Source organism: Streptomyces sp. NPDC016562, from assembly GCF_043076955.1.
Classification (GTDB): Bacteria; Actinomycetota; Actinomycetes; order Streptomycetales; family Streptomycetaceae; genus Streptomyces.
This window is the reverse complement of record NZ_JBIBRZ010000004.1, coordinates 348770-369148: the sequence shown is the minus strand read 5'-3', so window position 1 is coordinate 369148 and position 20379 is coordinate 348770. Positions and strand designations below refer to the sequence as shown.

The following is a 20379-nucleotide window of genomic DNA, read 5'->3' as shown; positions in this document are numbered from 1 at the left end:
GCGACGCACCCACCCCGTGCGCGCGTCCGGGATCCAGGTGAGCCGCACTGGACCCCGGAGAACCCGGGTGCCGGACCGACGGAGGAGCACACGTGACCGTGGAGAGCACTGCCGCGCGCAAGCCGCGACGCAGCAGCGGCACCAAGCGGGCGGCAGGCGCGGCCAACGCCGCCAAGCCCACCGCTGCCACCGCGCAGACGCAGAACGCCGAACCCCAGCTGGTACAGCTGCTGACGCCCGAAGGGGAACGGGTCGACAACGCGGAAAACGCGGAGTTCGCCCCCTTCGTCGCCGACATCACCACCGAGGACCTGCGCGGGCTGTACCGCGACATGGTCCTGACCCGCCGTTTCGACGGCGAGGCGACCGCCCTGCAGCGCCAGGGGGAGCTGGGCCTGTGGGCCTCGCTCCTGGGCCAGGAGGCCGCGCAGATCGGCTCCGGCCGCGCGCTCAACGACGACGACTACGTCTTCCCGACCTACCGTGAGCACGGTGTGGCCTGGTGCCGTGGCGTCGACCCGACCAACCTGCTCGGCATGTTCCGCGGCGTGAACCACGGCGGCTGGGACCCGAACACCAACAACTTCCACCTCTACACGATCGTCATCGGCTCGCAGACGCTCCACGCGACCGGTTACGCGATGGGCGTGGCCAAGGACGGCGCCGACTCCGCGGTCATCGCCTACTTCGGCGACGGTGCGTCCAGCCAGGGCGACGTCGCCGAGGCGTTCACCTTCTCGGCCGTCTACAACTCCCCCGTGGTGTTCTTCTGCCAGAACAACCAGTGGGCGATCTCCGAGCCGACCGAGCGCCAGATGCGCGTGCCGCTCTACCAGCGCGCCCAGGGCTTCGGCTTCCCGGGCGTCCGCGTCGACGGCAACGACGTCCTGGCCTGCCTGGCCGTGACCCGCTGGGCCCTGGACCGGGCGCGCCGCGGTGAGGGCCCGACCCTGGTCGAGGCGTTCACGTACCGGATGGGCGCGCACACCACCTCCGACGACCCGACGAAGTACCGGCGGGACGAGGAGACGGCGGCCTGGGAGGCGAAGGACCCGATCCTGCGCCTGAAGGCCCACCTGCTGGCCAGCGGCGGCGCCGACGAGGCGTTCTTCGCGGAGCTGGAGGCGGAGAGCGAGACCCTGGGCAAGCGCGTGCGCGAGGCCGTGCGCGCCATGCCCGACCCCGACACCATGGCGATCTTCGAGAACGTCTACGCGGACGGGCACGCGCTCGTCGACGAGGAGCGCGCCCAGTTCGCCGCCTACCTCGCGTCCTTCGAGGAGGGTCACTGATGGCTGTCGAGAAGATGTCGATCGCGAAGGCGCTCAACGAGTCGCTGCGCAAGGCCCTGGACACGGACCCCAAGGTCCTGATCATGGGCGAGGACGTCGGCAAGCTGGGCGGTGTCTTCCGGATCACCGACGGCCTGCAGAAGGACTTCGGCGAGGAGCGGGTCATCGACACCCCGCTCGCCGAGTCGGGCATCGTCGGCACCGCCATCGGCCTGGCCCTGCGCGGGTACCGGCCGGTCGTGGAGATCCAGTTCGACGGTTTCGTGTTCCCGGCGTACGACCAGATCGTCACGCAGCTCGCGAAGATGCACGCCCGTGCGCTGGGCAAGATCAAGCTGCCGGTGGTCGTGCGCATCCCGTACGCGGGCGGCATCGGCGCGGTCGAGCACCACAGCGAGTCCCCCGAGGCGCTGTTCGCCCACGTGCCGGGCCTCAAGGTGGTCTCCCCGTCGAACGCGAGCGACGCGTACTGGATGCTCCAGCAGGCGATCCTCAGCGACGACCCGGTGATCTTCTTCGAGCCGAAGCGGCGCTACTGGGACAAGGGCGAGGTCGACGTCGACGCGATCCCCTACCCGCTGCACACGGCGCGCGTGACGCGCGAGGGCTCCGACGTCACCCTGGCCGCCTACGGCCCGATGGTGAAGGTCTGCCTGGAGGCGGCGGCCGCGGCGGCCGAGGAGGGCAAGTCGGTCGAGGTCCTCGACCTGCGCTCGATGTCCCCGGTTGACTTCGACGGGATCCAGGCGTCGGTGGAGAAGACCCGCCGGCTCGTGGTCGTCCACGAGGCCCCGGTGTTCCTCGGCGTGGGCGCGGAGATCGCCGCCCGCATCACGGAGCGGTGCTTCTACCACCTGGAGGCGCCGGTCCTGCGCGTGGGCGGTTTCCACGCCCCGTACCCGCCGGCCCGCCTGGAGGACGAGTACCTGCCGGGCCTGGACAGGGTGCTCGACGCCGTCGACCGCTCGCTGGCGTACTGAGGAGCACGTTCATGACCATCCGCGAATTCAAGATGCCCGACGTGGGCGAGGGCCTCACCGAGGCCGAGATCCTCAAGTGGTACGTCCAGCCCGGTGACACGGTCACCGACGGTCAGGTCGTCTGCGAGGTCGAGACGGCCAAGGCCGCCGTGGAACTGCCGATCCCGTTCGACGGCGTCGTGCACGCGCTCCTCTTCGAGGAGGGCACCACGGTCGACGTCGGCCAGGTCATCATCTCCGTGCAGACGGAGGGCGGCGCCGCCGAGGCCCCGGCCCAGGAGGCGGCCTCCCCGGTCGCCGCGGCCGAACCGGCCCCGGCGGCCCGCCAGCCGGTCCTCGTGGGCTACGGGGTCTCCGAGGCCTCCACCAAGCGCCGGCCGCGCAAGGGGGGCCCGGCGCCCGCCGTGGCCGCGCAGAACGGCACGGCCACCGCCGCGCCGGCGGCTCCGGCCGCTCCCGTGGCTCCGGCCGCTGCGGCCGCGCCCGTGCTCCCCGGGGTCCCGGCCCAGCCGGCCGGCGAGCGCCCGCTCGCCAAGCCCCCGGTGCGCAAGCTCGCCAAGGACCTCGGCATCGACCTGGCCGTCGTGGTCCCCACCGGCGACGGCGGGGTCGTGACCCGGGAGGACGTCCACGCGGCGGCCGCCGCGGCGATCACCCCGCAGGCGGCGCCCGCCCCGGCCGCGGCTCCGGCCCCGGCGCAGGTTGCGGCCCCCCAGGCCGCGCCGGCGGAGCCGTCCGCGCGGGAGACCCGTATCCCGGTCAAGGGCGTCCGCAAGGTCACCGCCCAGGCCATGGTCGGCTCGGCCTTCACCGCGCCGCACGTCACCGAGTTCATCACGCTCGACGTGACGCGCACGATGAAGCTGGTCCAGGAGCTCAAGGACGACCCGGACCTCGCCGGTCTGCGGATCAACCCGCTGCTGCTCATCGCCAAGGCCGTCCTGGTGGCCATCCGCCGCAACCCGGACGTCAACGCGTCCTGGGACGAGGCGGCCCAGGAGATCGTGCTCAAGCACTACGTCAACCTGGGCATCGCGGCGGCCACCCCGCGCGGCCTGATCGTCCCGAACATCAAGGACGCCCACGCCAAGACGCTCGGCGAGCTGTCGACGGCCCTGTCCGAGCTGGTCGCCACGGCCCGCGACGGCAAGACCTCCCCGGCCGACATGCAGAACGGCACCATCACCATCACCAACGTCGGCGTCTTCGGCGTCGACACCGGTACGCCCATCCTGAACCCCGGCGAGTCCGCGATCCTCGCGGTCGGTGCGATCAAGCTCCAGCCGTGGGTCCACAAGGGCAAGGTGAAGCCGCGTCAGGTCACCACCCTGGCCCTGTCGTTCGACCACCGTCTCATCGACGGCGAGCTCGGCTCCCGCTTCCTGGCCGACATCGCGGCGGTCTTGGAACACCCCCGCCGCCTGATCACCTGGTCGTAGCGGCACCCCCCCGCACCAAGCACCGATGGCCGGCCTCCCCCGCGGAGGCCGGCCATCGGCTTTGTGGAACCATCCGGAGCCCTGGGCGCCTCTGAGTAACGTAGGCGAATCGGGGGCTTCCGACGGTCCCCGGGAACGGGGGCACGCGGTGGGACTGGTCGAGGAGATCTCCGCCATGCGCGGTGGATCGGGGCACGCGGGTCGTCTGCTCGGTGAATTCCGCCGCACCGCGCTGCTCGTACCGCTGTCCACGGACGACGACGGCGGCCTGATGACGGGATGGCGGGGCGGCGTCCGCTGGATCTACGCCTTCACCGACGAGGACTCCCTGGCCCGCTTCGCGCACGCGCGCGGCGCCGGCCACCGCGAGTGGGAGTACCTCGCGATCCTCGGGGCCCGTCTCGTCGACGCGGTGATCCCCGCGGTCGACGGTCCGACGGGGGTGGCGGTCGACGTCGCGGACGAGGACGGTTCGATGCTGTTCCCGCCGGTCGTGGGCATCGTCCCGGACGCCTGCGCCGTGGACGCGGAGCCCGACGTCGCGGAAGCCGTCTGATGGCCGGCGACGGGGACCTGGAGGTCTCCCCGGCAGCGGTCAAGAACATCCAGGACGGCCTGCGCAAGGCGATCGCCGAGCTGCGCGAGTCCGGGGACGCGGCCGGTGCCTCGATGGGCGCCGGGTTCAGCGATCTGTCGATGACGGGGATGGAGGCCGGGCACATGGGCCTGGCCACCGACTTCGAGGACTTCTGCGAGCGCTGGGAGTGGGGCGTGCGCAGCCTCGTGCAGAACGCCAGCCGCCTCGCCGGCAACCTCGGCATCGCGGCGGGCACGGTGTGGGAGGAGGACCAGTACATGCAGGGCTCCTTCAAGGTCATCGCGAACGCCGCCTACGGCAATCCGCACGCGAGCGAGGACGAGATCGAGCAGAAGAGCTGGGACGACATCTGGCGGGCGGACGTCTACAAGCCCGACTACAGCGCGGAGTCCTTCGAGAAGAGCCGAGAGGACATCAAGAAGACCTGGTCGGACACGGGCGACAAGCTGACCTCCAGCGGGAGGATCGGCTCGCTGAAGGACCTGCTGGACCAGGCCGGCGGGGGCGATCACTGATGGGCTGGAGGGACTTCGTACCCGACGTCGTCGAGGACGTCGTCGAGGACGGCGCCGAGAAGGTCGGCGACGCGATCGAGTGGACCGGCGACAAGGTCGCCGACGTGGCCGAGGAGGTCGGCCTCGACGACGCGGGCGACTGGATCCGCGACAAGAGCCGCTCGGCCGCCAACCAGCTCGGCGCGGACGTCGCCGAGATGGAGCTCGGCCAGACAGAGGACCCGAAGAAGCTGGTCTACGGCAGCGTGTCGAAGATCCGCGCGCAGGTCTCGCACCTGAACGACTTCAAGTCCTCCTTCACCATGGTCGGCAACGGCCTGAAGGGGCTGGAGGGCGACGGGCTGAAGGGCGCGTCGGCGAACGCCTTCCGGGAAGCGGTGGCGAAGGAGCCGCCGCGCTGGTTCAAGGCCGCCGAGGCCTTCGGCAAGGCCGCCGCCGCGATGAACCGTTTCGCGGAGACCGTCGAGTGGGCGCAGGGCCAGGCCAAGGAGGCCCTGGAGGAGTACAACAAGGCCAAGAAGGTCTCACAGGACGCGCGCACCGCCTACAACAAGTCGATCACCGACTACAAAGCCGCGGTCGAGGCGAAGAAGGACACGCTGCCGCCGCGCCCGTCGGACGACTTCACCGACCCCGGCGGCCCGCTGATCGAGGCCGCCCAGGACAAGCTCGACCGGGCCCGCATCCAGCGCAACGAGGTCGCGGAGACGACCCGTACGGCCGTGCGCGCGGCCCGCGACGCGGCCCCGCCCAAGCCCTCCTACGCCGAGCAGCTCAAAGACGGCATGGACTACCTGGACCTCGCGCAGACCCACCTGGCGGGCGGCGTCATCAAGGGAACGGCGGGTCTCGTCAACTTCGTCCGCTCGGTCAACCCGACGGACCCCTACAACCTGACCCACCCCGCCGAGTACCTGACCAGCCTCAACTCGACGGTCGCGGGCCTGGCCGTGGCGGCCAACGACCCCATGGGCGCGGGCAAGCAGATGCTCGACGAGTTCATGAAGGACCCCTCCGAGGGCATCGGCAAACTGCTGCCCGAACTCGTCGGCACCAAGGGCCTGGGCGCCCTGAAGAAGGGCGCCACGATCGCGAAACACGCCGACGACCTCAAGGGGCCCGGTCGCGGCCAGCTGGACAAGGACGGCCCCGACGGCCCCTCGCGCACCGCCAACGACAAGACGTGCGTCGACGACCCGGTCGACGTCGCGACCGGGCGGATGGTTCTGCCCCAGACGGACCTCGTCCTGCCGGGCTCGCTGCCGCTGCTCTTCACCCGCACCTTCGAGTCCTCCTACCGGGCGGGCCGCTGGTTCGGCCCGCGCTGGGCGAGCACCATCGACCAGCGCCTGGAGATCGACGCTGCCGGTGTCGTCCTGCTGGGCGAGGACGGCAGCGTCCTCGCCTATCCGCACCCCGCGCCGGGGCTGCCGGTGCTGCCCACACACGGCCGACGGTGGCCCCTGGCCGCCACACCGGACGGCGGGTTCACGGTGTGCGACCCGGAGTCGGGCCGCGTCTGGCACTTCAGCGCCGAGGGCACGCTCGTCCAGCTGGACGACCGCAACGGGGGCTGGATCGCCTACGAGTACGACGCGGACGGAACCCCGACGGGCATCAGCCACAGCGGCGGCTACCGGGTGCGACTCACCACCGCCGACGGCCGGATCACCTCGCTCTCCCTCGCGGACGGAACCAAGGTCCTCGACTACGGCTACACCGAAGGCAACCTGACCGAGGTCGTCAACTCCTCCGGGAAGCCCCTGCGGTTCGGCTATGACGAGCGCGCCCGGATCGTCTCGTGGACCGACACCAACGGCCGCCGCTTCGACTACGTGTACGACGACCGGGACCGCTGCGTCGCCCAGTCCGGCACGAACGGGCACGTGGACTCGCGCTTCACGTACGAGGACGGCGTCACGACGGTCACCGGCGCTCTCGGACACCAGCGCCGTTACGCCATCGACGAGAAGGCCCGAGTCGTCGCCGAGACCGACGCGAACGGCTCCACGACCCACTTCGCGTGGGATCCCTTCAACCGGCTGCTGAACCGCACCGATCCGCTGGGACTGACGACGCGGATCGCCTACGACGACAACGGGTTCGTCACCTCCGTCGAACGCACCGACGGCCGCCGCACGGCCATCGAGTACAACGCCCTCGGCCTTCCCGAACGGGTCACCCGTCCGGACGGCACCTCTGTGCGCCGGACCTACGACGAACGCGGCAACCCCCTCTCCGTACGGGACGCATCCGGTGCGAAGTCCCGGTTCACCTACGACGAACGGGGTCACCTCTCCTCGGTGACGAACGCGCGGGGCGAGACCACCTCGTTCCGGTGCAACGCGGCGGGCCTCGTCGTCGAGTCGACCGACCCGCTGGGCGCGGTCACCCGGTACACGTACGACGCCTTCGGCCGCGCGGCCACGGTCACCGACCCGCTCGGCGGGGTCACCCGCCTGACCTGGAGCGTGGAGGGCCGGCTGCTGCGCCGGGTGGAGCCCGACGGCAGCGAGCAGTCGTGGCTGTACGACGGCGAGGGTAACTGCCTCAGCCACACCGACGCGGCGGGCGGCCGGTCGGTCTACGAGTACGGCGACTTCGACTCCCTGGTCGCGCGCACCGGTCCCGACGGAGCGCGCTACTCGTTCGCGCACGACCTGGAACTGCGGCTGACGGAGGTCACCGGCCCCCAGGGGCTGACCTGGACGTACGACTACGACCCGGCGGGCCGGCTGACCGCCGAGACGGACTTCGACGGCCGGACGCTGAGCTACGCGTACGACGTGGCGGGCCGGCTGACCGCCCGGACCAACGCGCTCGGGGAGACGGTCCGGTACGAGTACAACGACCTCGGCCAGACCGTCCGCAAGGACGCGGCCGGTGCGGTCACCACGTACGAGTACGACTACGCGGACCAGCTCGCACACGCCGTCGGCCCGGACGTGACCCTGAGCCGGATCCGCAACCGCGAGGGCCTGCTGCACTCCGAGACGGTCAACGGCCGTACGCTCAGCTACGCGTACGACGAGCTGGGGCGCACGACGCGGCGCACCACGCCGACCGGTGCGGTGAGCGAGTGGTCGTACGACGCCGCCGGCCGCCGTGCGAGTCTGACGACCTCCGGCCGGACCCTGGCCTTCGAGCACGACGCGACGGGCCGCGAGACGGTCCGCCGGCTCGGCGGGGGCGTCACGCTCACGCACGGCTTCGACGAGGTCGGCCGCCTGACCGAGCAGCACCTCACGGGCCGCGACGGCCGCACCCTCCAGCGCCGCGGTTACACCTACCGGCCCGACGGACATCTGACCGCGGTGGACGACGCGCTGGGCGGCCCCCGCTCCTTCACGCTGGACGCCGCCGCCCGCGTCACCGCGGTGGAGGCGGGGTCGTGGTCCGAGCGCTACGCCTACGACGAGGCCGGCAACCAGACTTCCGCGTCCTGGCCCGCCACCCATCCGGACGCCGATGTGGCGACCGGGCCGCGCGACTACACGGGCAACCGCCTCACGGGCGCGGGAGGCGTGCGCTACGCGTACGACGCGCAAGGGCGTGTCGTGCTGCGCCGCAAGACCCGCCTCTCGCGCAAGCCGGACACCTGGCACTACGCGTGGGACGCGGAAGACCGGCTGGTGGGGGTCACGACCCCGGACGGCACGGTCTGGCGCTACCTGTACGACCCGCTGGGACGGCGAGCCGCCAAGCAGCGGCTGTCGGCGGCCGGTGAGGTCGTGGAGGAGATCCTCTTCACCTGGGAGGGCGCGACCCTTTGCGAGCAGGTCACGCGTTCCCCCGAGCTTCCCCACCCGGTCGCCCTGACCTGGGATCACCGCGGGCTCCATCCGCTGACGCAGACGGAACGTATCCTCGCGGCGTCCCGGGAGGAGATCGACAGCCGTTTCTTCTCGATCGTCACGGACCTGGTGGGCACGCCCACCGAACTCGTCGACGAGCAGGGCGAGATCGCCTGGCACACCCGGTCCGCCCTGTGGGGAGCGACCACCTGGAACCGCGGCGCGTCCACGTACACGCCACTGCGTTTCCCGGGGCAGTACTTCGACCCCGAATCGGGTCTGCACTACAACGTCTTCCGCACGTACGACCCGGAGACGGCGCGCTACCTCAGCCCGGACCCCCTGGGACTCGCCCCGGCGTCCAACCCGTCGACGTACGTCCCCAACCCCCACACCTGGTCGGATCACCTCGGGCTGGCTCCGGACGAGTGCACGGTCACCGTCTACCGCAAGCAGACCGACCATCCGCTCAGCAAACGGGTGCACATCGACGAGAACGGCAACGTCACGATCGACGGCAACAACCACCTGTACGTGAACATGAGCGGCGACTTGCGGCACACCGTGGAATTCCGGGGGGACGGCGGCCAGATCGTCGCTTTCGACGTACCGAAGAGTTTTGTGGACGACATCCGCGCGCACGCGGTTCCGCAGGAGCAGCCGGACGGGCTCGGCTTCACCAAACAAGAATGGAAACAGGTGAAGCAGATTTACCCCGAAATCTCCGACCCCACCAGGGGAACGGACCTTTACGGGTTGCCGGGTGAGGTGATCGACAAGATGAGAAAGGTCATCATCCCGGGCTCTGGTAGGATCGTCCAAGATCATTAGCGAGGATTGTAAAATGCTGCACGAAATCGAAGACCTCGAAATGGAGAGGACCCGGGTGTCCGGTCGGCCGGAAACTGATTCCGCGCCCCCGGTCCTGGCCTATTTCGAACTGGCAGTGGACGGGGACCCGGCGCAGTACGCGAGCAGGCTGCGCGGCGTCATGGACGCCGTGCTGCAGATCGCCGCTTCGGAGTCCTTCGACGACGACGATCTGCCCGTCGGCACCGTTCCCGCGTGGTTCCGCGGTGTCTGCCGGGACGGCGCCTCCCCGGAACCCTTCGCGGCCGCGGGACGCGACCGCTACAGCGCGCGGACCGGCAGCCAGCCCTGGAACCTGCAGAACTGGCTCTCGCGCTTCGATCCGGACCTGGAGGTCCGGGGCTGGGCCTGGTGGGACCTGACGCGGGCGCCCGACGGGGAAGACCGACTGCGACTCTGGGCGGACACCTGGGGCGAGCCGTTCTTCGCCTGGGAGGACCTGCGCTGGCTCCTCTACGCCTGTGGCGCGCTCACGGTGGCGGACCCGGTGCTCACGAAGCCGCAGGTCTGGGCCGCCGAGGTTTCCGTATGACCGGTCCGGCGGCACGGGAGGTCCGGGCGCGGTTCGACGACGAGAGCATCACCGTCTATCAGGCGTACCCGGTGCGCATTGCCGGACCGGCCCTGGAGGCCGGCACTTTCGTGGATCCGTTCAAGCGCGGCAGAATGACCTGGATCAAGCCGTCGTTCCTGTGGATGATGTACCGCTGTGGATGGGCCACGAAGCCCGATCAGGAACGCGTCCTCGCGATCGACATCACGCGGGAGGGATTCGAAGAGGCCCTCTCCCAATCCTGTCTCAGTCATTTCGACGGGACCCGATTCGTGACCGCCGAGGAATGGCGTGCCGCCGTTCGTTCCAGCCCGGTCCGCGTCCAATGGGATCCGGAGCGGGATCTGCACCTGAATCCGCTGCCGCACCGCGCGATCCAGATCGGCCTCTCGGGCCCCGCGGTCGAGCAGTACGTGGAGAACTGGATCAGCGGCATCCGGGACGTCACCCCCTTGGCACACGAGATCCACGCCGCGGTGAAGGCCGGGCGTCTGGACACGGCCGCGTCCCTCCTGCCCGAAGAGCGCGTGTACCCCCTGCCCGCGGCCCTCGCGGGACGGATCGCCTGACGCCCCGGGGCGCACCCGGGCCGCCGATCACCCACCCGGCCCGACGGTGCGGAGGAGCATTGGGCCTATGACCTGGACTGATTTCGTCCCCAACCGGGATGTCCTCGCGCCCCATTACGACGAGGTCCCCGAGCTGTCGGGGGTCCGGCTGCGGTCGGTGCACCTCGACGCCTGGGGCTCGGTGGTCACGCTGCGCCTGGACCTGCCCCGGTTCCCGGACCGGTGGGACCGGGGGCCGGGTGACACCCTGCAGTGCCACCTCGCGTTCTCGCACGTGGAGGACTTCGCGATGACGGGGTGGCGGCCGCCGGTGACGGCCGACGTCGCGCTCACGCCACTGCCGCGGCACCGGCTGGACGTACGGGTGACGGCGCCGGGGCTCGACCTGTCGTACACCTCCAACGCGGACGTCCTGGCGGGGCGCCTGAGCGTCTTCACCCTCGGGCCGGGCGGCGAGGACACCGGCCCGCACCACTTCACGAGCATCCTGGAGCGCAAGCTCTTCCCCACCGTCCCCGAGACCCATGTGAACACCTTCTATGAGCACCTCTGAGATGGACCTTCCCCTGTGGCCCGAGCTGGCGGCGCTCTACGAGACCCCGCCGGACCTCTCGTCCTGCCCGCTGTATTACGTGCACGTGGACGAGCGGGACACCTCCGTCACCCTCGGCTTCGAGACCCGGCGGCTCCCGGACCACCCCAGGCCGGAGTGGGCGGAGAAGCGGTACAACACGCTGCGCTTCTTCGTCGTGTTCACCGACGTGGACGGGCTGCGCATGACGGGCATCGCGGCGGAGCACCCGGACGGCCGCGACCGAACGGTCCGTGTCACCGTGACCGACACCGGCCGCCAGCGGGTCTCGGTGACCAGCGAGAAGCGCTCCATCGGCTTCTCGGCGGCCGCCTCCGCGGTGGTCCACCGGCGTGTGGAGCTCCAGGGCTCGCTCTGACCGGCGGGTCTGACGGACGTTCGGACCGTGGGGAAATCGCTGGGTGCGGTGCGGCGGTTGTGTGAGGATCCCCGGATGATCTTTCGCGCTGCCACCGCAGACCCCGCAGACGTCGACCGCGCCCTCGCCTACCCGGCCGACGGCCCCGTCGCCGCCCTGACCGCCGAGAAGGTCCGTGAGGAGCTCGCCGGGAACCGGCTGCGCCCCGAGTGGACGTGGTTCGCCGAGGACGCGGACGGGGAGGTCCTCGCGCGCGCCCTGTGGTGGGGGCGCGCCGACAGCGAGCGGCCCATCGCGCTGGACTGCCTCCAGGTGCGTGCCTCGGTGGCCGATCCGGCCGCCGTCGCCGCCGGGCTGCTCGCGGCCGGGCACGCCGCCTTCGGCAACCTGCCGGACTACAACGTCTCGCTGCCGCGCGGCTGGCGGGACGAGCCCGAGCTGGCCGCGGCGGTCGCGTGGCGGCAGGAGGCCGCGTACAAGGCGGGCCTGACGCGCGAGATCGAGCGGCTGCGCTACGAGTGGACCCCGGCGGCCGGGACCACCGGGCCCACCGGCCGGCTCGTCTTCCGGGACGGCACCGACGAGGAGTTCCTCGACGCCTTCGTCCGGCTGTCCGCCGGCAGCCTGGACCTGCACACGCAGACCGAGCTCCGGTCGATGGACGCCGAACAACTGGCCCGCGAGGACGTCGCGTTCTACCTGGACTGCCCCGGCGAGCGTTCCTGGTGGCGCCTGGCCCACCTCCCGGACGGCACCCTGGCGGGCATGGCGATCCCGTCGGCGACCCCGTACCACCGCAACGTCGGCTACCTGGGCGTCGTACCGGAGCAGCGCGGCCAGGGCCTCATCGACGAGATCCTGGGCGAGATCACCCGCTTCCACGCGTCGCAGGGCGCGGAGCGCATCACCGCCACCACCGACAGCGTCAACGCCCCGATGGCCGCCGCCTTCGACCGCGCCGGCTACCAGGTCACCGAGATCCGCCTGGTCCTGGAGGCCCCGTCGACGCGGTAACGGCCCGCCCGCGGAGCCGCTCAGGTGAAGGGGATGTTGAGCCAGGGGCTGGACGGGTCGGTGGTGAGGGTGAGGTGGCAGGCCAGGGCGCCGGTGTACCAGGTGCCGAACTCCTCCTCGTCGAAGTGCAGGCAGCGCCCGAGGATGTAGCCGGCGGAGAACTCCGCCCATGAGCGGTACGTCCGCTGGGCCGCCTCGCCCGCGCGCTGTACGGCCTTCTCCGCCTCGTGGAGCGTGCCGTAGCGGCAGCCGACGCCCCAGCGGGCCATCTGGGAGGCGCGGCCGATGTCCCAGCCCTCCACCGAGCGGACCCAGCCGTCCTCGGGGAGCAGCCCGTCGGCGCGGAAGCGCTGCTCGTAGCGGGCTATCCGGCCGATGAGGCGCTTGACGCCCGCGATCTCGCCCTCCACCTCGGCGGTGGGCCGCGGCTGGGCGACGGTGACCCCGTCGGGGGTCAGCTGCGGCTCGGCGGAGCGTTCGGCGTTGCGGCGCAGGCTGGCCTCGGCGGCGTGCCGCCAGTGCTCGACGTCCACGGGCCCGGCGAAGTCGGAGGCCAGGACGCGGCGCACGCGCAGCGCGTACTCCCAGACGGGGCTGACCATGCCCGCGCCGAGGAGCTGCTCCAGCGTGGAGAGCCAGTCGGCCCGGTCGGTGATGCCCCACCACTCCGAGAGGCGGCGGCGCTCGCGGTGGTAGCCGCCGCCGTGGTAGGCCAGGGCGTTCCAGAACTCGCCGTTCGACACGGCGAGATGGCCGCCGACGGCGAGCCCGTGGGCGATCGGCCCGTGCAGCGGCCCGCCGGTGAAGAGGGCGTGGACCTTCCCGTCGGGCAGGCCGTAGTGGGGCGCGGCGTCCGCGTGCGCGCGCCAGCGGGCCAGGTCGGCGGGGGTGGTGGTGAGGTAGGCCTCGGCGGGGGAGCCCGGGTTCACGGCGAGGAAGGCGGGGTCGGTGGGGGCCCAGACCTTGGCGTACCAGCCCAGGCTCCGCGACTCGTAGACCGTCTCGGGCGTGGGCGCGGGCAGCATGCCGGCGGTGTGGACGACGAGCATGCGGTCCGGCGTGGCGTGGAAGAAGAGCGACTCGGGATGCGCGTCGGCCTGGATGCGGGGCTGGGCGAGGTAGAGCGGCGCGCGGGCGAGGACGTCGAAGTACGCGGCCCAGTCGCCGGCGGTCTTGGCCTCGTACAGCTCTCTCTCGATGACGCTCGGCGCGATCCAGATCCCCATACGGGGACTTTATACGGGCGTTCGCAGGGGCAGTTCGGCCCGTGCCGCCTTCGCGCGCCCGGGGCACGCCCCCCGTGCCACCGCGCGACCGTGCGGACCCCCTTGACGGGTCCCGGCGGCGGGGAGACGCTCGCGGGTCTCGATCCGAGCGGTTGCACACGGGGGGCCGGTATGCCGCAGGAGTCCGTCCAGACGGCGGGGGAGCTGCGGGCGCGGCTCCTCGCGCAGGGGGCGCGGTGGTCCGTCAGCGAGCACCTCGCCGACGAGGAGCCCGTGCCGCGGCCCTCGCTGGGCCTGGAGCCCGGGACGAAGCTGACGCCCGCCGCGGCAGTGGAGCCCCTGGACCTGCGCGCGCTCATCGGGCACGAGAGCGGCAATCCGCACCTCACCCGGCGCCGGGCCGCCCACGGGCTCCTGCCGGGCGCCCCGGCGGTCCGGGCGGGCCGGCCCGCCGCCGTCGACTGGCGCAGCCGGTGGGGTTGGCCGTGGATCACCAAGGTGAAGGACCAGAACCCGTGCGGCTCCAGCTGGGCCTTCGCCGCCGCCGGCCTGGTGGAGTCCATGGCCCGCATCGAGCACCACGTGTGGGCGCGGCGCTCCGAGGGCGACGTGCACGACGGCCTCAGATCCGCCTGCGGGCAGGGGTCGGACCCGGAGACCGCGCTCGACTGGATCAAGGACAACGGCGGCCTCGCCGACCCGGACTGCCGGCCGTACGGCACTCCGCCCGAGGGGCTCCCGGCGGCCCGCCGCGAGGCCTGGCGCACCGCGTACACGCCCAGCTGGGACCGCTGCGGGCGGACCGTGCGGATCACCGACTACGTCCGGCTCGGCGACACGGAGCAGCAGAAGGTCTGGCTGGACACCGTAGGCCCGTTGACCGCCTGTCTCGACGTGTACGACGACTTCTTCGGCCTGGGCGCCGGGGTGTACCACCGCACCAGCGACCGGCTCGCGGGCGGCCACTGCGTGCTGATCGTCGGCTACGACGACGCGGCCGGCTGCTGGCTGTTCAGGAACTCCTGGGGGACGGCCCACCACGTGGGCGGCTACGGCCGGATCGGCTACGGGGAGGCCGCCGTCGACGACTGGGCCAAGTGCGGCCTGTACGGCACCAACATCGACCCGTGGACCAAGCGCCGCCTGCACACCGGGAACGTCTACGAGAGCGGCAACGGCCGCGCCCACCGCAACTTCGAGCTCCTCGCCGCCACCACCGGCGGCCGTCTGCGGCACTGGTGGCGCGAGGGCGACGCGCCCTTCGCGTGGGCCCGCGGCGCCGCCTTCGCGCACGACGCCTCCGGCCAGCCGGCCTTCACCGGCACCACCTACAACCGGAACATGGAGTCCCTGCACGTGACCACCGGCGGCCGCCTGCGGCACTGGTACTACGAGCAGTCCGTGCGGGTCTGGCGCGACGGCGGCGCCTTCGGCCCGGGCGACGCGGCGATCGGGTCCACCCCGGCCTTCATCCAGAGCGACTACGGCAAGCCGGGCAACTTCGAGGTGGTGGTGCGGACCGCCGACGGCCGCCTGAACCACTGGTGGCGCATCAACGGCGCCCCCTGGACCTGGAACGACGGCGGCCGCTTCGCCTCCGGCATCGCCCACTACGGGCCCGCGCTCGTCCAGACCCGCTCCCGCCACCTGGAGCTGGTCGCCGCGCGCACCGACGGCCGCATGCAGCTGTGGTGGCGCGACGACGCGAACGGCTTCGTCTGGCGCCCCGGGGAGGTCTTCGGCAGCGGCACGCCCGCGGTGTCGGCGCCCTGCCTGATCGAGGGGCAGCACGGGGCCGCGGACGAGGACACCCCCGGGAACTACGAGCTGTGCGTGGCCGTCGCGGGCGGGCGGGTGGAGCACTGGTGGCGCGGCAACGCGGGCGGCTCCGGCTGGCGCCGCGGCGCGGTCTTCGGCCACGACGTCACCGCGGTCACCGGGATGCTCCAGGGCAGCTTCGGGTTCAACCTGGAGGTCATCGTCCTGCGCACCGACGGCCGCCTCCAGCACTACTGGCGCGACGACGTGGGCTGGCACGAAGGGCCGGTGATCGGCCCGGCCTGAGGGAGGAGGAGGGGGGAGGATGCGAGGGCGGTCTTGGATGCTGAGACACCCCACGGCTGTACCCACCATGTATCTATCCTGTGCACATGCCGCCCTCCACATCCGCACCCGCACCGGCGCCCGCTCCGGCAGCCGCACCCGCAGCCGCCCCGGCCCCCGCGCCGGTGCCCGCCGCCGACCGCGTCTACCGGCACATCAAGCAGGGCGTCCTCGACCGACGCTACGAGGGCGGCACGCTCCTCACCGAGGGCGAGGTCGCGCAGGCCGTGGGCGTCTCCCGCACGCCGGTGCGCGAGGCGCTGCTGCGCCTGGAGACGGAGGGGCTGATCCGGCTCTACCCGAAGAAGGGCGCGCTGGTCCTGCCCGTGTCGGCGCAGGAGATCGCGGACGTGGTCGAAACCCGTCTGCTGGTCGAGGAGTTCACCGTACGGCGGGCCGTCCCGGCCCCGCCCGCGCTCCTCGCGCGGCTGGAGGAGCTGCTGCGGGCGCAGGAGCGGCACGCGGACAGCGGCGACCTGGTGGCGTTCGCGGCCGAGGACCGCTGCTTCCACGCCGAGATCGTCCGGCACGCCGGCAACCAGATCCTGTCCCGCCTCTACGACCAACTGCGCGACCGGCAGCTGCGGATGGGCGTCGCGGTGATGCACGCCCACCCCGACCGGGTCGCGCAGAACCTCGCCGAACACCGCGAGGTCCTTTCGGCCCTGCGCGCCGGCGACGCGGACCGGGCGGCGGCCTGCGTTCGGGCGCACCTGGACCGCGCCGCGACCCTGATGCGCGGGGACGCCCGGTGAGCGCCCTCGATCCTCCCGGCGGACGCAGGGCCGTCGCCGTCTGGAGCATCGGCGTCGCCGTCTACTTCGTGGCGGTGATCTTCCGCACCAGCCTGGGCGTGGCCGGCCTCGACGCCGCCGACCGCTTTCACGTCAACGCCTCCGCGCTGGCGACCTTCTCCCTCCTCCAACTGCTCCTCTACGCGGGCATGCAGATACCGGTCGGCCTGATGGTCGACCGGCTCGGCACGAAGAAGGTGCTGACGCTGGGCGCGGTGCTCTTCACCGCGGGACAGCTCGGCTTCGCGCTCTCGCCCTCCTACGGGATGGCCCTCGCCGCCCGTGCGCTGCTCGGCTGCGGCGACGCGATGACCTTCATCTCCGTACTGCGGCTCGGCACCCGGTGGTTCCCGGCCCGGCGCGGGCCGCTCGTGGCGCAGCTGGCCGGGCTGGTCGGCATGGCGGGCAACCTCGTCTCCACACTCGTCCTGGCGCCGGTCCTGCACGGGGTCGGCTGGGTGCCGGCCTTCGCGGGCAGCGCGGTGGCGGGGCTGGTGGTCCTGGTCCCGCTCGTGCTGTTCCTGCGCGACACCCCGCAGGGGTACGAGCCGCAGCCCGCGCCGCGGGGCGGCGGCGCGGCGTTCGTACGGCGCCAGATCCGGGAGTCCTGGAACGAACCCGGAACCCGCCTCGGCCTGTGGGTGCACTTCACGACGCAGTTCCCGGCGATGGTGTTCCTGCTGCTGTGGGGCATGCCGTTCCTGGTGGAGGCGCAGGGCCTGACGCGCAGCGCCGCGGGTGGGCTGCTGACGCTGGTCGTCGCCTCGAACATGGCGCTCGGGCTGGTCTACGGCCAGATCGTCGGCCGCCGCCAGTCCGCGCGGATCCCGCTCGCCCTGGGTACGGTCGGCCTCACCGCGCTGCTCTGGGCGGCGGTGCTCGTCCACCCGGGCGACCGGGCGCCGATGTGGCTGCTGGTCACCCTGTGCCTGGTCCTCGGCTCCTGCGGTCCGGCATCGATGATCGGCTTCGACTTCGCCCGCCCGGCCAACCCGGCCGAACGTCAGGGCACCGCCTCCGGGATCACCAACATGGGCGGCTTCGTCGCCTCCATGACGACGCTGCTGGCGGTGGGCGTCCTGCTGGACGCCACCGGCGACGACTACCGGGTCGCCTTCTCGACGGTGTTCGTCCTGCAGACCCTCGGCGTCTCGCAGATCCTGCGCCTGCGCGGCCGCGCCCTGGCCCGCGAACGGGAACGTGAAACCGCCCGCGCGGCCATCCCGGCCCAGGGCCCGGCCTCCGCGGCACCCGCGGCCGTCCCGGCGCAACCGGGCCGGTCACCGGCCTGATCCAGCGGACCCGGCCGCTTCGACGACCCGCCTACGGCGTCACGGAGAACTGCGTCAGGATGGCCTCCGCCAGCCCCGCGTCGCCCTCCACCTTCACCCGGTCGGCCACGTGGTGCGCCCGCACCCGCCCCGCCGCCAGCCGGACGTACGTCTCCCAGTCCAGCGTCAGCGTCACCGCCGGGCCGAGCGAGGGCGACTTGTCCACGGTCCCGCGGCCCTCGGCGTCCACCCGTACCGTCCGCATGAACTCCAGCTGTCCGTGCACGTCGATGACGACCGCCGAGTTCGCCGGCGCCCCCGCCCGCTTGGCCACCACCTTCGGCAGCCCGGCCAGCAGGAGGTCCCGCGTCACGTACGCGCCGGGCGAGTCCCAGTTCCCCGGTACGCCCAGCGCCGTCCGCAGGTCCTGTTCGTGGATCCACACGTCGAACGCGCGCAGCCGCAGCGCCTGCTCCAGCGTCACCTGGTCGCCCAGCGGACCGCGCACGATCGTGTCCGGGGCCCGCTTCTCGTTGCGCAGCTGCCGCGCCCGCCGGATGACGGTGTACTCCAGCTCCGAGGTCATCTCCGGCGCGGTGTGGTGGCGCCGTACGTCGACCTGGACCTCCATGTACCGGCTGAACTCGTCCACCACGTGCCGCAGGTCCCGCGCTACCGTGTGGATCGGCCGCGGGTCGCCGAGCTGTTCGCATTCGATGCCGATGATGTGTGACACGACGTCGCGCACCGACCATCCCGGGCACGGGGTCGCCCGGTTCCACTCGCCCTCCGTCAACGGAAGGACCAGCTCGGTTATCGCCTCGATGGAGTGCGTCCACGCGTCGGCATAGGGCTGGAGGCTGGGATGCGGATGGACGGTCAACGGGACCCCTCGCGGTGCTGTTCAGTGACGCGTTTCGGAAGCTGTGGACTCAGTTTCCAAAACTACGCTGCCGGTGAGCACCCCGGCAGTGCTTTCGTGTGACGATCGTAGGCCCGAGTTGACGGCTTGAATGCCAGGACGGTGGTAGTGTGCGCGCCTCGCTGATCCAAATCGCGGTGAATGAGGGCGAGTCGGTGTCTTCCCGGCGTGCCCGGGTGGCCGAGCTCGTACGGGAGCAATCGGACTCCGACCTCGTCGTCCTGCCCGAATTGTGGACCGTGGGGGCCTTCTCCTACGAGGAGTTCGAGACTGAGGCCGAACCGCTGGACGGCCCGACCTACGCGGCCATGTCCAAGGCGGCGCGCGACGCCGGCGTGTGGTTGCACGCCGGGTCGGTCGTGGAGCGCGCGGGCGACGGTTCGCTCTACAACACGGCCCTCGTGCTCTCCCCGGCGGGCGAGCTGGCCGCCAGCTACCGCAAGATCCACCGGTTCGGCTTCGACCAGGGCGAGGCCGTGCTCATGTCGGCCGGTGACTCGCTGACGACGGTGGAGCTGCCGGAGCAGACCCTCGGCATCGCCACCTGCTACGACCTGCGCTTCCCGGAACTGTTCCGCGGACTGGTCGACGCCGGCGCCACCACGATGGTCGTCTCGGCGGGCTGGCCCGAGCGCCGCCGGGCGCACTGGACGCTGCTCAGCCGGGCGCGCGCCGTCGAGGACCAGGCGTACGTCCTGGCGTGCGGGCTGGCCGGGACGCACGCGGGCGTCGAGCAGGCGGGGCACAGCCTGGTGGTGGATCCGTGGGGCGAGGTCCTGGCGGAGGCCGGCGCCGGGGAGGAGGTCCTCACCGTGGACCTCGACCCGGCCAAGGTCGCCGACACCCGCGCGCAGTTCCCGGCCCTGAAGGACCGCCGCCTGGGCCGCTGAGGGCTCATCCGGTCGGGAACCACGTCCAGACCGCCGGCCCGGTGGGAACGGGGCACGCCGGCGCCCCCAGGAGGAGCATGCGGCTACGAGGCGTCGTCCTCCCGCTCCTTCTCCGCCATCCGGATCACGCACACGGCGACCGCGACCAGCAGCGCCGCGTCCGCGTCCTCGCGGACCACGTCCACCGCGTAGGTCTCGCGGACCCGGTACCACTGCCGCGAGATCAGCGCGAGGAGCTCCCCGTCGTACTCGACCTTGAACTCCCGGTCCAGGATCCGGCCGCTGACGTCCAGCTCGGTGCCCTCGGCCAGCGTCACGAGGTAGTGGTTGCGCAGCAGCGAGAACCGCTTCTTGCGGATCACCGCGAGCCGCCGGTCGTCCCGTTCCAGGGTCATGGCGTCGCGCAGGCTCAGCATCTTCTCCCGCAGGGTGATCAGGATCCGCCCGTCCGGGTCCTTCAGCTCCAGGGTGTCCCGGAAGCGCAGCGCCTTCCCGTCGACGAGGAAGGCGTGGCGTCCCTCCTCGTCCTCGATCCAGTAGTCGTCGCCGATGGCCAGCACTTTGTCCCGTACGAGGTATTTCATGCGCTGATCAGTGCC

18 protein-coding genes are annotated in these 20379 nt (G+C 71.9%); 15 read left to right on the top strand and 3 right to left on the bottom strand.

Annotation, left to right across the window (positions count from 1 at the left end):
• Positions 1 to 92: 92 nt before the first annotated feature.
• The 11 genes from pdhA (at position 93) to ACF059_RS20155 (ending at position 12574) form a co-directional block, all read left to right on the top strand.
• Positions 93 to 1292, top strand: a complete 1200-nt coding sequence (pdhA, locus tag ACF059_RS20205; RefSeq protein WP_360897256.1) for a pyruvate dehydrogenase (acetyl-transferring) E1 component subunit alpha — start codon at positions 93 to 95, stop codon at positions 1290 to 1292.
• Positions 1292 to 2272, top strand: coding sequence for an alpha-ketoacid dehydrogenase subunit beta (locus tag ACF059_RS20200; protein ID WP_392058972.1), 981 nt, complete (start codon positions 1292 to 1294; stop codon positions 2270 to 2272). The genes pdhA and ACF059_RS20200 overlap by 1 nt, the downstream gene beginning before the upstream one ends.
• 11 nt (positions 2273 to 2283) lie before the next feature.
• Entirely contained in the window at positions 2284 to 3711 is a 1428-nt protein-coding gene (locus ACF059_RS20195; protein ID WP_392058969.1) for a dihydrolipoamide acetyltransferase family protein, read from the top strand.
• A 148-nt stretch (positions 3712 to 3859) separates the two neighbouring features.
• Positions 3860 to 4267, top strand: a complete 408-nt coding sequence (locus ACF059_RS20190) for a hypothetical protein (RefSeq protein WP_392058966.1) — start codon at positions 3860 to 3862, stop codon at positions 4265 to 4267.
• The gene (locus ACF059_RS20185) at positions 4267 to 4824 is read left to right on the top strand and encodes a hypothetical protein (RefSeq protein ID WP_361947654.1); all 558 of its coding nucleotides are present in this window, start codon (positions 4267 to 4269) and stop codon (positions 4822 to 4824) included. The genes ACF059_RS20190 and ACF059_RS20185 overlap by 1 nt, the downstream gene beginning before the upstream one ends.
• Positions 4824 to 9449 carry a putative T7SS-secreted protein gene (locus ACF059_RS20180; RefSeq protein ID WP_392058962.1) on the top strand — a complete coding sequence of 1542 codons (4626 nt, stop codon included), beginning with the start codon at positions 4824 to 4826 and terminating at the stop codon, positions 9447 to 9449. The genes ACF059_RS20185 and ACF059_RS20180 overlap by 1 nt, the downstream gene beginning before the upstream one ends.
• 13 nt (positions 9450 to 9462) lie before the next feature.
• Positions 9463 to 10020, top strand: a complete 558-nt coding sequence (locus tag ACF059_RS20175) for a hypothetical protein (RefSeq protein WP_392058959.1) — start codon at positions 9463 to 9465, stop codon at positions 10018 to 10020.
• Positions 10017 to 10610, top strand: a complete 594-nt coding sequence (locus ACF059_RS20170) for a DUF4291 domain-containing protein (protein WP_392058957.1) — start codon at positions 10017 to 10019, stop codon at positions 10608 to 10610. The genes ACF059_RS20175 and ACF059_RS20170 overlap by 4 nt, the downstream gene beginning before the upstream one ends.
• A 67-nt stretch (positions 10611 to 10677) precedes the next feature.
• Positions 10678 to 11163 carry an Imm50 family immunity protein gene (locus tag ACF059_RS20165; RefSeq protein ID WP_392058954.1) on the top strand — a complete coding sequence of 162 codons (486 nt, stop codon included), beginning with the start codon at positions 10678 to 10680 and terminating at the stop codon, positions 11161 to 11163.
• On the top strand, positions 11150 to 11560 hold the full coding sequence (locus ACF059_RS20160; protein WP_392058951.1) for an Imm50 family immunity protein: 411 nt from the start codon (positions 11150 to 11152) through the stop codon (positions 11558 to 11560). Before ACF059_RS20165 ends, ACF059_RS20160 begins: the two co-directional genes overlap by 14 nt.
• A gap of 75 nt (positions 11561 to 11635) precedes the next feature.
• A complete protein-coding gene (locus tag ACF059_RS20155) occupies positions 11636 to 12574 on the top strand; it encodes a GNAT family N-acetyltransferase (protein WP_392058949.1) in 939 nt (312 codons plus the stop codon).
• A 20-nt stretch (positions 12575 to 12594) separates the two neighbouring features.
• Here the strand turns inward: ACF059_RS20155 and ACF059_RS20150 are convergent, their stop codons facing one another.
• The gene (locus ACF059_RS20150) at positions 12595 to 13800 is read right to left on the bottom strand and encodes a DUF1266 domain-containing protein (RefSeq protein ID WP_392058946.1); all 1206 of its coding nucleotides are present in this window, start codon (positions 13798 to 13800) and stop codon (positions 12595 to 12597) included.
• 171 nt (positions 13801 to 13971) lie between these two features.
• Here ACF059_RS20150 and ACF059_RS20145 point away from each other — a divergent pair, with 171 nt between their 5' ends.
• The 3 genes from ACF059_RS20145 to ACF059_RS20135 all read left to right on the top strand — a co-directional run bounded on the left by ACF059_RS20145 (position 13972) and on the right by ACF059_RS20135 (position 17989).
• Complete coding sequence (locus ACF059_RS20145) at positions 13972 to 15864, top strand: C1 family peptidase (protein WP_392058943.1); 1893 nt, start codon at positions 13972 to 13974, stop codon at positions 15862 to 15864.
• Positions 15865 to 15950: 86 nt separating this feature from the next.
• Positions 15951 to 16658 carry a GntR family transcriptional regulator gene (locus tag ACF059_RS20140; RefSeq protein WP_392058940.1) on the top strand — a complete coding sequence of 236 codons (708 nt, stop codon included), beginning with the start codon at positions 15951 to 15953 and terminating at the stop codon, positions 16656 to 16658.
• Complete coding sequence (locus ACF059_RS20135) at positions 16655 to 17989, top strand: nitrate/nitrite transporter (RefSeq protein ID WP_392058937.1); 1335 nt, start codon at positions 16655 to 16657, stop codon at positions 17987 to 17989. Before ACF059_RS20140 ends, ACF059_RS20135 begins: the two co-directional genes overlap by 4 nt.
• A gap of 31 nt (positions 17990 to 18020) precedes the next feature.
• Here ACF059_RS20135 and ACF059_RS20130 read toward each other — a convergent pair whose 3' ends face one another.
• Complete coding sequence (locus ACF059_RS20130; RefSeq protein WP_392058933.1) at positions 18021 to 18851, bottom strand: maleylpyruvate isomerase family mycothiol-dependent enzyme; 831 nt, start codon at positions 18849 to 18851, stop codon at positions 18021 to 18023.
• Positions 18852 to 19000: 149 nt separating this feature from the next.
• Here ACF059_RS20130 and ACF059_RS20125 point away from each other — a divergent pair, with 149 nt between their 5' ends.
• Positions 19001 to 19780, top strand: a complete 780-nt coding sequence (locus ACF059_RS20125) for a carbon-nitrogen family hydrolase (protein WP_392058930.1) — start codon at positions 19001 to 19003, stop codon at positions 19778 to 19780.
• A gap of 83 nt (positions 19781 to 19863) precedes the next feature.
• Here ACF059_RS20125 and ACF059_RS20120 read toward each other — a convergent pair whose 3' ends face one another.
• Positions 19864 to 20364 carry an LURP-one-related/scramblase family protein gene (locus ACF059_RS20120; protein ID WP_392058927.1) on the bottom strand — a complete coding sequence of 167 codons (501 nt, stop codon included), beginning with the start codon at positions 20362 to 20364 and terminating at the stop codon, positions 19864 to 19866.
• Between the last annotated feature and the right edge of the window lie 15 nt (positions 20365 to 20379).